The 13,970-nt window shown below is 59.1% G+C and carries 9 protein-coding genes; 5 read left to right on the top strand and 4 right to left on the bottom strand.

Annotated features, from left to right (window positions below):
• Window positions 1-2 precede the first annotated feature (2 nt).
• From V7665_RS03000 to V7665_RS02990, 3 genes are all read left to right on the top strand, one after another.
• Window positions 3-1,808 carry a cytochrome c3 family protein gene (locus tag V7665_RS03000; RefSeq protein ID WP_335663054.1) on the top strand — a complete coding sequence of 602 codons (1,806 nt, stop codon included), beginning with the start codon at window positions 3-5 and terminating at the stop codon, window positions 1,806-1,808.
• Between the two features lie 27 nt (window positions 1,809-1,835).
• A complete protein-coding gene (locus tag V7665_RS02995; protein ID WP_335663053.1) occupies window positions 1,836-2,684 on the top strand; it encodes a phosphodiesterase in 849 nt (282 codons plus the stop codon).
• A 170-nt stretch (window positions 2,685-2,854) separates the two neighbouring features.
• A complete protein-coding gene (locus V7665_RS02990) occupies window positions 2,855-5,098 on the top strand; it encodes a M3 family metallopeptidase (protein WP_335663052.1) in 2,244 nt (747 codons plus the stop codon).
• Between the two features lie 48 nt (window positions 5,099-5,146).
• Here V7665_RS02990 and V7665_RS02985 read toward each other — a convergent pair whose 3' ends face one another.
• Window positions 5,147-6,706 (bottom strand): MFS transporter, encoded by a 1,560-nt coding sequence (locus tag V7665_RS02985; RefSeq protein WP_335663051.1) that lies wholly within the window; start codon window positions 6,704-6,706, stop codon window positions 5,147-5,149.
• 470 nt (window positions 6,707-7,176) lie between these two features.
• Between V7665_RS02985 and V7665_RS02980 the strand changes: the two genes are divergently transcribed.
• The gene (locus V7665_RS02980; RefSeq protein ID WP_335663050.1) at window positions 7,177-8,085 is read left to right on the top strand and encodes a haloalkane dehalogenase; all 909 of its coding nucleotides are present in this window, start codon (window positions 7,177-7,179) and stop codon (window positions 8,083-8,085) included.
• Between the two features lie 112 nt (window positions 8,086-8,197).
• Here V7665_RS02980 and V7665_RS02975 read toward each other — a convergent pair whose 3' ends face one another.
• The 3 genes from V7665_RS02975 to V7665_RS02965 form a co-directional block, all read right to left on the bottom strand.
• The gene (locus tag V7665_RS02975; RefSeq protein ID WP_335663049.1) at window positions 8,198-9,739 is read right to left on the bottom strand and encodes a M20/M25/M40 family metallo-hydrolase; all 1,542 of its coding nucleotides are present in this window, start codon (window positions 9,737-9,739) and stop codon (window positions 8,198-8,200) included.
• A 72-nt stretch (window positions 9,740-9,811) separates the two neighbouring features.
• Window positions 9,812-10,072 carry a hypothetical protein gene (locus tag V7665_RS02970; protein WP_335663048.1) on the bottom strand — a complete coding sequence of 87 codons (261 nt, stop codon included), beginning with the start codon at window positions 10,070-10,072 and terminating at the stop codon, window positions 9,812-9,814.
• 286 nt (window positions 10,073-10,358) lie between these two features.
• Entirely contained in the window at window positions 10,359-11,882 is a 1,524-nt protein-coding gene (locus tag V7665_RS02965; RefSeq protein WP_335663047.1) for an acyl-CoA carboxylase subunit beta, read from the bottom strand.
• Window positions 11,883-12,418: 536 nt separating this feature from the next.
• Between V7665_RS02965 and V7665_RS02960 the strand changes: the two genes are divergently transcribed.
• Window positions 12,419-13,657, top strand: coding sequence for a hypothetical protein (locus V7665_RS02960; RefSeq protein ID WP_335663046.1), 1,239 nt, complete (start codon window positions 12,419-12,421; stop codon window positions 13,655-13,657).
• Window positions 13,658-13,970 lie beyond the last annotated feature (313 nt).

Below are 13,970 nucleotides of genomic sequence, written 5' to 3'. Positions count from 1 at the left end.
GCATGACCTTCATTGTTCGCCAGATTGCGACCACCGCCGACGGCCGGGAAATTATCCGGTCCAACCCGTTTCCTTCAGATGAAATCGGTATTGGCCGCAGCACAACAAATGCGATCCACCTGCCCGACCTTGCGGTCAATCCGGACCATGCGGTCATCCGCAAGCGCGACGATGGTCAGATCATTGTCGAAAGCACGTCGGGCCAGAATTTTACGCTCGACGGAAAACACCGGATTTCTGTCACCATCGATCCGTCCGCTGGCGCGGAGCTTGGCTTTGGCGGCCATGTCATCATCGTCAGCGAAGAGGGCGAGGATATTGTCCTCACCGTCAAGCGGGTCGACGCCGTGTCCGATTCCGCGGAAACGCGCAGCGTATCGACGCTCTACACGCTCAAGGGCCTGCTCCCAAGCAAGCGGCTTACCGCCTGGGGCTTCGTTGCCCTGATACTGGCGGCGTTTCTTGTCTGGCCGATCTATACCTGGTCGACCTGGCAGGGAGTCGAGGAACGGCCCGACCAGTTCCACGCCGACACCATGTGGTCGTCCGGAGAGCTGAGCAGCGCGCATCATGCGCTCGAAAAAGATTGCCAGGCCTGTCATGTCGACGCCTTTGTCACGGTGAAGGACGAGACCTGCCTCACTTGTCATCAAGAGGATGCGCATGAACATGCCGCCAAGCCACGGCTGCTGACCGCTCGCGGTGCACCGGAAGGCCTGGAGAAAATTGGTGCCGCCTTTGCCTCTGCCTTCAACAAACCGCCGGGCAGGTGTGTCGAATGTCACAGCGAGCATGAGGGCAGCGGTGCTATGGAACCTACGGCGCAGAAATTCTGCGCGGATTGCCACAACGGGATGGATGGACGCTTGACCGACACGAAACTGGAAAATGCGTCGGACTTCGGCATTGCCCATCCGCAGTTCCGGCCAGCCGTGCTGGTCAGCCCGGGCGGCAAGAACCCGCTCCGCAAGCGTGTCTCGCTCGATCAGAAACCGACCGAAAATAATGGCCTCAAATTTCCCCACGACGTGCATCTGTCAAAGACCGGCGGTGTTGCGCAAATGGGGCGGAGACTGTCAGCGGAATATGGTTTTGGATCCTCGCTCGCGTGCAAGGATTGCCACACAGCCGATCCCAAGGGTGTGCGCTTTGAACCGGTCGACATGAAGGAAGATTGCAGCATGTGCCACAGTCTCGCCTTTGACGAGATCGGCGGCACCGTGCGGACGCTGCGGCACGGCGAACCGGCGATGGTTCAGGCCGATCTGCGCGCTTATTATCGTTCGACCGGGCCTACTCGCCCGATCAATCTTGGCGGGATGGCGCGCCGCCGTCCGGGGGCCGACAACGAGGCCCGCGTCGCCAGCGACTATGCCCGTGCCGTCCAGTTCCGCCCGAGCCGGGCCAATCTGGCGATCAGCCAGGTGTTCTCGCGCGGAGGAGCCTGTTTCGACTGTCATGGCGTTACCCCGCCGACAGCGCGCGGCCGGGTCGATTATGGCATCACGCCAGTGACCCAGACCGATCGCTATATGCACAACGGCTGGTTCAGCCATGATGCCCATATCGAAGAAACATGCACCAGCTGTCACAATGCAACGACGTCCAAGCAAGCCACGGATCTGCTGTTGCCCGGAATCAAGACCTGCCGCGAATGTCATGGCGGAGAATTTCAGAAAGCATCCGACGTGCCATCGACATGCGCCATGTGCCATGATTATCACGCCGATGATGGCACGCCCTGGCTGATCAAGGAGCAGCAGAAAGACAAGCAGACCAAGCCGGAGAAACAGATTGCCCGGCACTGAAGCAGAGGGAAAAAGGGGAGAGCGTCCATGTTGATGGCGCAGATCACGGATATCCATCTGGGTTTTGACCCCGATAATCCGGCAGAATTTAACCGCAAGCGGCTCGATCAGGCGATCAAGACGATTTGCGCCATGACCCCGCAGCCCGATCTGTTGCTGGCAACCGGTGATCTCGTCGATCGCGGCGATCAGGAAAGCTACCGCCGGCTCGAAAATGCCTTGTCGGTCGTGCCTTTCCCGGTCCACATGTGCATGGGCAATCACGATCTGCGGGCGCCGTTCCGCAAGCAATTTCCCGATGTTCCGACGGTGGACGGCTTTGTCCAATATGAGGTCGATACGCCGAATCTCCGGTTGCTGATTCTCGATACGCTGGAAGAGGGGCGGCACGGCGGCGCCTTTTGCGACACCCGTGCAGCATGGCTCGCGGCAAAGCTGGCGGAAAAAAAGGACAAGCCGACGATCCTGATCCTGCACCATCCGCCGGTCGAAAGCGGCATTGAGTGGATGACCACCCATCCGGACGAGCCCTGGGTCACGCGGCTGGCCGACACCGTGGCCGGTCATGATCAGGTCAAGGGCATGATCAGCGGCCATTTGCACCGCAATATTTCAACCTGGTGGGGCGATGTCAGTCTGGCAATCTGCGCCTCGACCGCACCGCAGGTGGCGCTGGATCTGAACCCGATCGATCCGGAAAATCCCGATGGCCGCAATATGATCGTCGCCGACCCGCCAGCCATTGCCGTGCATTATTGGAACGGCCGTCAGCTGATCAGCCATTTCGAAAATGCCGAAGAACATGTCATGCTGGCCCGCTATGACGAGAATCTGCAGCCGCTGGTCCGCGCGCTGCTGGCCGAGAGGCCGGAATAGCCATATTTTCCGATGTCGTTCATCGACGCTAAATCGTCGTTCGGCTAATAATTGATTTCCAGCGCAACCTTTTTTGCGTTTCCGCTTCGCTTTGGCTAGACCAGCCCCAAATACACCTCAGGCGCTTTGGAGAGACCCGCGATAGCGGTCCCACATTTGGAGAAATATACATGCGATTCACGATATCCACCCGCAAATTCTTTCTGGGCGTGTCCAGCGCCGCGCTGTTCGGCGCGACTGCGACACCCGCTCTGGCCGACCATCATGGAAAAAAAATGACAACAGCAGAATTGAACAAGATGAGCGCGATGCAGGCGGCACCGGCTGACACGACCGGGAATAGCATTCTCCAGCCCTGGACCGGCCCCTATGATGGCGTGCCGCCATGGGATACGGTCAAGGTCTCCGATTTCCCTGCCGCCTTCCACGCCACGATGGACAAGATTCAGGCCGATGTGAATGCGATCCGCGACAATCCGGCGCCCGCGACCTTTGAAAATTTCACCGTGCCGATGGAACTGGTTGGCAATGAAGCCAATAATCTGTTCGCGATCTGGGGTGTGCACTCGAGCAATCTTTCCAATGATGAAGTCCGCGAAATTCAGGGCGAATGGCTACCCAAGATTTCCGCCTTCTTCGATCAGCTGACCCTCGACCCGAAATTGCTGGCCAAAACCAAGGCGGTTTACGACAATCGGGAGGCAGCCGGACTGGATGCGATGCAGACCCGGCTGGTCGAGCGCAATTACGAGCAATTGGTTCGCGATGGCGCGCTGCTGGGCGGCGCCGACAAGGAAACGCTGATTGCCTATAATACCGAATTGTCGAAGGCGTTTAACGATTTTTCCAACAAGGTATTGGCCGATGAAGAAACCTTCATTTTCCTGACCGATGAAGCGGATCTGGCTGGTTTGCCGGACAGTTTTGTCGCCTCGCTCAAGGAAGCGGCGCAAGAGCAGGGCAAGACCGGCTGGGCGCTGAAAAATACCCGTTCGGTGATGCAGCCATTCCTGCAAAATTCGACCCGTCGCGATCTGCGGGAGCAGGTTTACAACGCCTATATCAACCGCGGCGACAATGGCGATGCGAACGATACCAATGCGACCATCGCCAAGATCCTGAAATTGCGCGCGGATCGTGCCAAGCTGCTGGGCTTCAAGACCCACGCCCATTATCGCATGGCCGACACGATGGCGAAAGAGCCGGAAGCAGCGATGGACCTGATGATGAAAGTCTGGCCAGCCGCCGTCGCCCGGGTCGGTGAAGAAGTCGCCGACATGCAGGCGCTTGCAGATAGCGAAGGCGCCGGTATCACGATCGCGCCCTGGGACTATCGCTATTATGCGGAAAAGGTCCGCAAGGCGAAATATGATCTTGATGCCGCCGAAATCAAACCCTATTTCCAGCTCGACAAGATGATGGATGCGCTGTTCGATGCAGCGGGCAAATTATACGGGCTGACCTTCACTGAAACCACCGGCAGCATTCCGGTCTTCGATCCGGAAGTCCGCACCTTTGAAGTCAAGCGCGGCGACAAGGTCATCGGCGTGCAGTTTTTCGACAATTATGCGCGCAACGGCAAACGGTCCGGGGCGTGGATGACCACCTACAAGGACAAGTACAAGCTGGGCGGCCACAACAATTACACGATCTCGTCGAACAACAATAATTTCGTCAAGGGCGGCGACGGTGAGCCAACCCTGATCAGCCTCGATGATGCGACGACCCTGTTCCACGAATTCGGTCACGCGCTGCATTATCTCAACTATGACATCACCTATCCCGGTCTCGCCAACACGCCCCGCGACTTTGTCGAATATCCGAGCCAGGTGAATGAAAACTGGCTGATGACGCCCTATATCCTGTCGACCTACGCCACCCATTACAAGACCGGCGAGCCGATCCCGAAGGAACTGGTCGACAAGATCCAGGCGTCCAAGACCTTCAACGAGGGTTTCTCGACGGTGGAATATCTGTCCTCGGCGATCATCGACATGAAGCTGCACAATCGCGAAACCCCGGTCACCGACCCGGACAAGTTCGAGCGCGAGACGCTGACCGAAATCGGCATGCCGAAAGAGATTGTGATGCGGCACCGCCTGCCGCAGTTCAACCATCTGTTCTCGTCGGACGCATATTCGGCCGGCTATTACAGCTATCTCTGGTCGGAAACGATGGATGCCGACACCTGGGCCGCCTTTGAAGAAACAGGCAGTCCGTGGGACAAGGCAACCGCCGACCGTTTCCGCAATATCCTGCTGTCGACCGGCAATGAAACCGACCGCAAGGAAGCCTATCGCAAATTCCGCGGCCGCGATCCGGAAGTCAAATATATCCTCAAGAAGCGTGGTTTCCCGGTACCGGGCGAAAGCGCTGATGCGGCCAAGGGCGGCAAGGATAGCGCGGCTAAATAAGTGGCTGGAACCACTATTGATTGAAAAGGGGGCCTCTTGGCTCCCTTTTTATTCGTCTCGCCGTTGCCGCGCGATCACGGCTTGAATCTGTAACAAGCGCTCCTCGGTCATCGAGAAGCGGAAGGTAAAGAAAAGCGCGATCAGCATCAGCGGGATGATTGCGGCGGCGCCAATCCAGACCAGGGCATCAAGCGAGTTTTGCGCCACCGCCCCCGGTCTCATGCCCTCTTCCAGCCCGACCATGTCGAGCGCGAAGCCACCATAGAGCGGCCCGACAGCGCCGCCCAGCTTGGATGTGAACTGCAGCACGGAATAGAATCCGCCCTCCTGCCGCAGGCCTGTTTCGGCCTCATGCTCGTCGGTCAGATCGGCGGTCAGGGAACTGATCGCAACGATCCGCAAGATGAAGAAGCTCATGAAAATCGCGTTCTGGATGACCAGTATCGCGAATATCACGGGATCGCCATTGTCCGGAATCAGGGAGAACCAGCGCAGCAGATAGGGCCAGGACAGATCGAGCAGCATGACAATGACCGCCCATTTGACGATGTCGTGCTTGGGCATCCGCCGGCCGACCGTCTTCAGGAATATCATGGCGATCGGCACGGCAATCAGCACGGAAATGCCCAGCAGCAGTCCCGTCTCGGTCGCCTGCAATTCCCAGAAATAGGTCCAGAAGATGATATTGAGCGCAACCGTGATACCATAGGCCGCGGTCGCGCCCAGATCATAGCAGAGCACGTTGCGGAAATTGCGGTTGCGGAAGGTCGAAAGGAAATCGCTCCATAATCCCAGAAATCCGGGCGTCGAGGGCGCTCGCTTGGGGTCAATCTGGGTATGGCCGACAAACTTCCAGGTGCCGACGATACAGGCCGTCGCGGTGATCCAGACGATCAGCGCTGACAGCCATCCATAGGTCACGTAATTGCTGGCAACAAAGCGGCCATCGCCGCCCGCGCCTTCGTCGAACAGGAAATAGAGACAGGTGGAAGGCAGCAGCAGCGTGGTGAGAAACAGGAACGCCGTGCGCTGCCCCATCAGGGCGCTGCGGTCGTGATAACCCTGGGTGATTTCCGCGACCAAAGTATAATGCGGGATCGAGAAAAAGGTCAGCGCGGTGCGGATCCACAGCGAACAGAGCAGCAGCCACCCCGCCAGCCACAGCTGGCTGTCCAGAACAAAATCCGGCGGCATGAACAGCGCAATAAAGCCAAGGCCCATCGGCACGGTGCTGTAAATCATGAATGGATGCCGCCGGCCCCAGCGACTTTTATACCGATCGGACCAGCCGCCGACCATCGGATCCGACACCGCATCCCACAACAGGCTGAGCGACAGGACAATACCCGTCGCGGTTCCGCTAAGCCCCAGCACCTGCGTGTAGAATAGCAGGACGAACATGATGTACGCCGCTTCCTTGACCGCATAAACCGCGCCGCCGAGGCCATAGGACAGGCGGTTGGGGAGGGTCAGGTGCAGGGGGGCTGGTGCTCGGTTTTTCAAAGTATCGTCAGCGTCGCACAATAAGGCGTTGGAAGCTACGGAAATTGCGGTGATCGGCGCGCGGGCAGGATTGACGGATTTACGATTTACGGTGACAAAGTGCACTGTGACCGTAATTCCGAGATCTCCGCCGGACGCGGCCAGCAGATGCAATATCTACAGCTGGAATCGTCGCGCCCGTTCGGGACGGTTATGCAGCCGGCGGCGTTGGAAGCGCAATAGTGGCGAGCCTCTGCTCCATCGGACAATCGCCGCTTTCCTACACCACCCGATCGCGCTTATGCTCCGCGTCGTGATGAGTCTTTGCTGCTTTTCTCCCTTCGATGACCGGCGCGTCCCGGCCGGTCGTTTGAAAGGTTACACTCGGGGCCGGTTGGGCGTTGAGAATCTCTCGATATTCGGCGGCTTTGGGGCAAAAGTTACAGACAATAAAAGCATCGGTCTTTGTAAAGTTTTCCAGGATATTTTCACTATGGTCGATTGCGGGCGCAGATCATTCAGGGCGTTCCATTCGCCCTTGACCCGCTCTCTGCACCCTGACAGATTCGAGATCAAAAGCTGAGAGGAACCCGACCATGACGATATCCGCCATTCGCACGCCCGAGGACCGCTTCGCCAATCTTCCGGACTTTGATTTCCCGGTATATTATGCCGATGACCTGCCCGGCTATGAAGGGCTGCGCGCCGCCTGGGTCGATACCGGGCCAGCCGATGCGGAACGAACCTTCCTCTGTCTGCATGGCGAGCCGAGCTGGTCGTTTCTCTATCGCAAGATGATCCCGCATTTCACCGCCACGGGCGCGCGGGTGGTCTGTCCGGATTTCTTCGGCTTTGGTCGCTCCGACAAGCCGACCGATCTCGATGCCTATACATTCGACTTTCACCGCAATCACATATTGGCACTGGTCGAGCGGCTGGGCCTGACCAATATCACCCTGGTGGTCCAGGACTGGGGCGGGTTGATCGGACTGACTTTGCCGGTGGATGAGCGTTTCAAGGCGCGGCTGTCACGGCTGATCATCATGAACACCGCTTTGGGTCTCGGCACCGGTGCGGGCGATGGCTTCAACGCGTGGAAAGAATATGCGCTGACTGTGCCGGTTTTTGACGCCGGCCAGATTATCGCCCGCGGCACGCCGCAGATGACCGAGGCGGAGACGGCGGCCTATAATGCGCCTTATCCGGATGACCGCTATCAGGCCGGGGCGCGCAAATTTCCGGCGCTGGTGCCGGTCGAGCCCGATATGGACGGCGTCGAGGTCGGCAAGCGGGCAGCGGGCTTCTGGAGTCGGGAATGGTCGGGTGCCAGCTTCATGGCGATCGGCGGCTCCGATCCGGTGCTTGGTCCGCCGGTGATGAAGATGATGCACAGTCTGATCAACGGCTGCCCGGAGCCGCTGCTGATCGAGGAAGCGGGGCATTTCGTGCAGGAATGGGGTGACATTGTCGCGCCGGCTGCGCTGAAGTCATTTGGCGATGTCTGATGGTTATCAATAGCGTTCGGGCCCACTCCGTTAGTGGTGAGCCTGTCGAACCACGCCTCTCGGACGAGAAGCGCCCTTCGACAGGCTCAGGGCTAACGGAAACGGTTACCGGTTACTTGATCGCCGCCAGCTGATAGAGGAAATCGGCATAGCCCATGGTCGCATCGACCAGGCCGGCGACCTTCGGATTGGTTGACTCGATCACATAATATTCATCCGGCGCATGGGCGCCGGCGCCGTGGCCCATGCCGAAATGGCCGGCGGGGATCGACACCGGCGGGGCGGTGAAGGTGGCGCCCGGCCATGATCCGGCCAGCCGCGGGTTGAGCGTCGCCTTGATGCCGGCGCGCTCATAGGTGGCCAGTTCGGTGCGGATCAGCAGGCTGTTTTCATCGACTTCGGTCGGGTCATAGCCGCCGCTGACATTGACCTCGACGTCGGGAAAGCCATGGGCGTCGAGATGCGCGCGCAATTTGGTCTCGGCTTCGGCGCGGGTCTGGTTGGGGACGAGGCGGAGATCGATTTTGGCGGTGGCCACGCCGGGCAGAACGGTCTTGCCGCCGGGCCCGGTATAGCCGGCGACCAGGCCTTCGATATTGACCGTTGGTTCCTGCGCGAGCCGCTGCAGCGCCTGTTCATAAGGCAGGTCGTCGATCCAGTGGGTGACGCCGAGGATCTTCTTCTGCGCCGCTTCATCGCCGTTTCTGGCGGTTTCCGCGATCAGTGCCTTTTCCCGGGCGGTGAGCGGGCGGACATTCTCAAACCACCCGTCGATTGCGGGGGTATTGCCATCCGGCGTGACCAGCGTCTGCAGCGCCTGCACCAGCCGCCAGCTCGGGGAATCGACCATCGCTTTCAGGCTGGAGTGGATATCCCCCTTCGGCCCGCGGCCCCATTTCTCGCCGCTGGCAACCAGTTCCAGTTCGATAATGCCCTTGGAACCCAGATTGACGCTGACATTGCCGTTCTTGTCCTGCCAGCTCGCCGGAATGAATATGCCCTCGCATTTCTGGAGCGCGGCCAGCACATTGGGCTTGGTCGCGACCTGCTTGAAATGGGGCGAGCCGATTTCCTCCTCGCCCTCGCAAATCAGCACGATATTGACGGGCAGCTTGCGGCCGGCGGCGCGAATGGCGTGCAGAGCGGCGAGGAAGGTCGCTTCCGGGCCTTTCTGATTGACCGCGCCGCGGCCCATGATCGCCTTGCCGAAACCGGGCCGGTCGACAATCGCCGCTGCGAGCGGCGGGGAGGACCATTCGGATGGATCAAATTGTTTCACGTCATACATGAAATAGATGCCGAGCGTCCGTTTGGCGCCAGCGTCCAGGGTGGCGAAGACGCCGGGATGACCGTCAGTCGGGACAATCTCGACATGCTGGAATCCGGCATCCTTGGCAAGTTCTGCCATATATTGCGCGCCCTCCGGCATATTGCGGTCTTCTGCCGCGATCGAGGGGAGCTTGATCCAGTCCTGGATCCGCTTGACCGACGCGTCGCGCCCGGCTTCGGCAGCCTTGCGGATCGCCGTCATGTCGCTGTCCGCGGACAGGGCCATGCCTGGGGAAATGAACATTGCGCCCGCTCCGGCCATGGCGGCTCCGCGCAAGGCCTGCCGGCGGTCAATCGGTAGCTGTTTGATATCTGCGGTCATCATGATCCCCTTTTTTATGGAACCAAGAATGGCCGCAGATTGCCGTTATCGCAAGACTATATTCGCTTGCCTTGTTCAGGCCGCCATGGCGGTCTTGCTGAAATGTTCGGTGAAGCGCGGCTGCATCGGTTGCGTGGCGACCATCGCCAGCGGCAGGGCGGTCTGGCAATGGGCGCATTCGGCGCTGAACCGGCCGACATGCCAGTGCGATTTGCCGCAACCGGGGCAGCGGTTGACGATATCGAGATGATAGAGCGGCTGATAGCCGCGCTGGATTCCATGTTCGGCCAAGGCTTGAGCAGGCTGATTGATGAATGATCGTGGTGATAAATACATCGTTTCTTCCTTCTTAATTGCCAGACGATAGACGGACGCAATGCCATTTCATTGCTGAATCAGCGATGAACCGTTTATTTCGGTAGATGAAATGATATCCAGTACCTGCAAAAGCGATAGGAGATAATCGCCACATTGTGGTGACCAGCATCACAATTGCACCCAAGCAACTGATTTCGAGCGACAATATCTTTCACATTCCGGTCCCGCTCTGTCCGCGCCGGTGGACGCTATCGGTCAGCGCAAAATTTCGCTCAGCACTGCAGCTGAATCGAAATCCGGCGCGTCACGATGATCCCAGTTTCCGCCACGCCAGATCGGCAAATTCGCACAACAAGGGCCGCGTGTCGCGCGGGTCGATAATATCCTCGACGCTGAACTGTTCGGCGGTGCGGAACGGCGAGGTGACCTTGTCGAGCTTGGCCTTTATCTCCGCCAGCCGCGCTGCCGGATCCTCGGCGCTTTCGATGTCGCTCTTGTAAGCGACCTCGAGACCGCCGGCGATCGGCAGCGAGCCCCAGTCGCCCGATGGCCAGGCAAAGCGATATTGAAAATTCTCCGCATTGCTCATCGCGCTGCCGGCGATGCCATAGGCGCGGCGGACGATGACGCTGCACCACGGCACGGTCGCCCGGTAGATCGTGTTCATCGCCTGCACGCCATAGCGGATGGTGCCGGTGCGTTCGGCCTCGGCGCCGATCATGAAGCCGGGATTGTCGACCAGATGGACCACCGGCAGATGAAATTGTTCGGCCAGCTTGGCGAAGCGCTCGACCTTTTCCGAGGATTTGGCTTCCCAGGAGCCACCGAGGAAAGACGGATCATTGGCGAGCACCGCCACCGGCCAGCCGTCGAGCCGGGCAAAGGCGGTGATCGCGGCGCGGCCCCAGCGCTTGCCCATTTCAAACACCGAGCCTTCGTCAAACACCGAGGTCATGATCTTGCGCATCGAATAGACCTGCTTGTCGGCGCGCGGCACCGCGGAGAGCATGCTTTCGTCCTTGCGATCGGCCGGATCCCAATTTTCGGTGCGCGCGGCCAGCTGGTTCACATTGCTCGGCAGATAGGAGAGAAATTTGCGCGCGGTGACAAAGGCTTCCGCCTCGCTGGCGACTTCCTCGTCGATCACGCCATTGGTCGCGTGAATGTCGGAGCCACCCAGCTGCTCCTTGGTCAGTGTATCGCCAATCGCGGCGGCGACCGCCGGGCCAGCGGCAAATATCTGGGAGAGGCCCTTGACCATGATCGAATAATGGCTGGCGACAGCGCGCGCCGCGCCCATGCCCGCTGTCGGTCCGAGCGCCAGCGCCACCACTGGCACCGTGTCCTGATTCTTGATGATATCTTCCCAGCCGGGCACTGCCGGGACATAGGTGAAACCCATGTCTTCCAGGCTTTTGACCGACCCGCCGCCGCCGGTGCCGTCGATCATCCGGATCATCGGGATGCCCAGCGTATGCGCCATTTTCTCGCATTGGGTGAACTTGCGGTGCAATGCTGCATCAGCGGCGCCGCCGCGCACGGTAAAGTCATCGGCGGAGGCGACCACCGGGCGGCCCTCGATATTGGCGCGGCCGAAGATCAGGTTGCTCGGCGCGAAATCCTCGAATGTGCCATCCTCGGCATAGGTCCCGCGTCCGGCAATCTTGCCGATCTCGCGAAAGCTGCCTTCGTCGACAATCCCGGCAATCCGCGCCCGCGCATCAAGCTTGCCACGGCCATGCTGGCGCGAAACTTTTTCCTCGCCGCCCATTTTTTCGGCAAGGCGCTGGCGCTCGGCCAGTTCTTCGAGTTCGGGTTTCCAGGTCATTATTGGGTCCGGTCATCTTTACAGGAATAGAGGTTTTTATTTTCTGTGACTTTTGGCTGGATGCGGCAGAAAAATGCCATTTTCTCCGCGGTCAGTAGCTGGCCAGTGTGACCTTCCGGGAAACCGGGTTCCGGCGGTCGGGAGAGGCGAGAATCCAACATTTCCGCAGCATAGCGCGGCGTGGGGATGTAGGACAGGGCCGATTGGGGGCGGGGTATTGGCTGGATCATCAGGTGTGTTTAACCGAGTGGTTAAGGCAGGGGAAGCGGGAAATCGCCGGGTGGGGTTCCGGGTCATTGTTCCCCGGCGAAGGCCGGGGGCCATCTCGGATGCGATGCTCCAAAAACAACGGCTCGTATGCCGCATATCCTTGAGGCTATCGCTACACGCCCCCATTGCACCCCGTCCCCAATTCTCGAGATGGACCCCGGCCTGCGCCGGGGAACAGCAATTAATTTCATGCTGGGAAATTTATTGCCTCAAATCTATTGGTGTATTATATTTATAAAACAGCAAAATAGATTGGGGGCAGGGAGATGTTCAAATGGGTCCATATTGTTGGGGCGATGTGTCTTTATGCCGTTCCGGCGCAGGCGCAAAGCGCCGATCCCAAGGCTGCGCCAAGCGAACCGGTTGAAATATTGGAGATCGGGTTCAGCGATACTGGACTGTCGGGCGCTGGTGGCGAGCGGCTGAAAGCGGCGCTGGCCGACGCCCAATTTGTCGCTGTCGGTGAAGATCATGGCTTTGCCGGTTCGCCCCGACTGGCGCAGGCGCTGGCAACGGAAGCGCGAGTCTACGGGCCGCTTTATCATGCCGTGGAAGTCGGGCCCGAGACATTGAAGTGGTTCCGCGCGCGGCTGGCCTCAGGCGGGCTGGATGCCATAGAATCCGGTCTTGCCGGCAGGCCGCTGGCCTTCCCGTTTCTGAGCAACCGCGAAGATGCGGTGCTGGCGGATGGTTTTGATCATGGCAACAGGGTCTGGGGTATTGACCAGGAATTTGTCGGCGCGCCGATGCTATTGATGGACGAGCTTGCGGCCCTGGCGCCGGATAGGGCCACCAGAACCAGGCTGCTGGCGATCCGGGATGCCGACATCGCGGCCCTGGCGAAAGGGGATTTTGAAAATATCTGGCTGAACACGGCCGATGCGGCGCAATTTTCCGCGCTCGCAAAGACTTTTGCCGGTTCGCCGCCGGCAACGGCGATCATCGATGCGCTCGCCGCCAGCGCCCACATCTATCGGTTGAACAATCAGGGCGCCTATCTGCAGAATAACGAACAACGATCGGCGGTGATGCGCGGCTATTTTCTAGCCCAATATCGGGCAGCGCCGGAAGCCGCGCCGCGCGTATTGTTCAAGATGGGCGCCTATCATATGGGGTGGGGCACGACGCCGACATCCATCTATGATCTGGGTTCCTTGCTGCCGGGGCTGGCTGCTGCCAATGGAATGACATCGGTCCATATCGCCTATCTGCCAATGGATGGCAGGGTGCGGGTGATCAAGCCTGCCGATGCCAAGGCGACCGCTGTCCAGCCTTATGACGACGAAGGCATCGCCGCGATTCTCGCGGCGGCGGACATTGCGCCGGAACGGATCGGACCTGCAGGCCATTATCTAATCCCGATAGCCCCACTGCGTCACGCGCTGGCCGGGAAAAAACTGAACGCGCTGCCCGATTTCTCGAAATTTGTATTGCTGGGCTATGATTATCTGGTGACCACGCGGGATGCAGAGGCAGCGACTGCGTTCGAGGCGCTGGACGAATAAGCGGGGGTTGTTCCCTGGAACAATTTCTACCAATGAATATTCGTAATCCAAACATCCGTCCAAAGCGGACATTAAAGGTAGCCAGCATGAATGTCCGGAACTGGGTGGAGAGCTGTCATTACGATATGCCGTCGGAAATGGCTGTTTAATCCCGAAAGCGGACATTAGATTTTTCATCAAATCAAGCAGATGAAGGGGTTTAAATGTTTGTTAACTATGTTCGGTTCATGGTCGACCAATGATGATTATCGACACTATTCGTTCACTGATGCGGCGTCTTCGCAATCGCCTTTTCAGTTACAAACTTTCACAG

The organism is Parasphingorhabdus sp. (genome assembly GCF_036964675.1).
GTDB lineage: Bacteria > Pseudomonadota > Alphaproteobacteria > Sphingomonadales > Sphingomonadaceae > Parasphingorhabdus.
The sequence above is the reverse complement of the archived record's forward strand: the minus strand, read 5'-3'. Positions and strand labels throughout refer to the sequence as shown.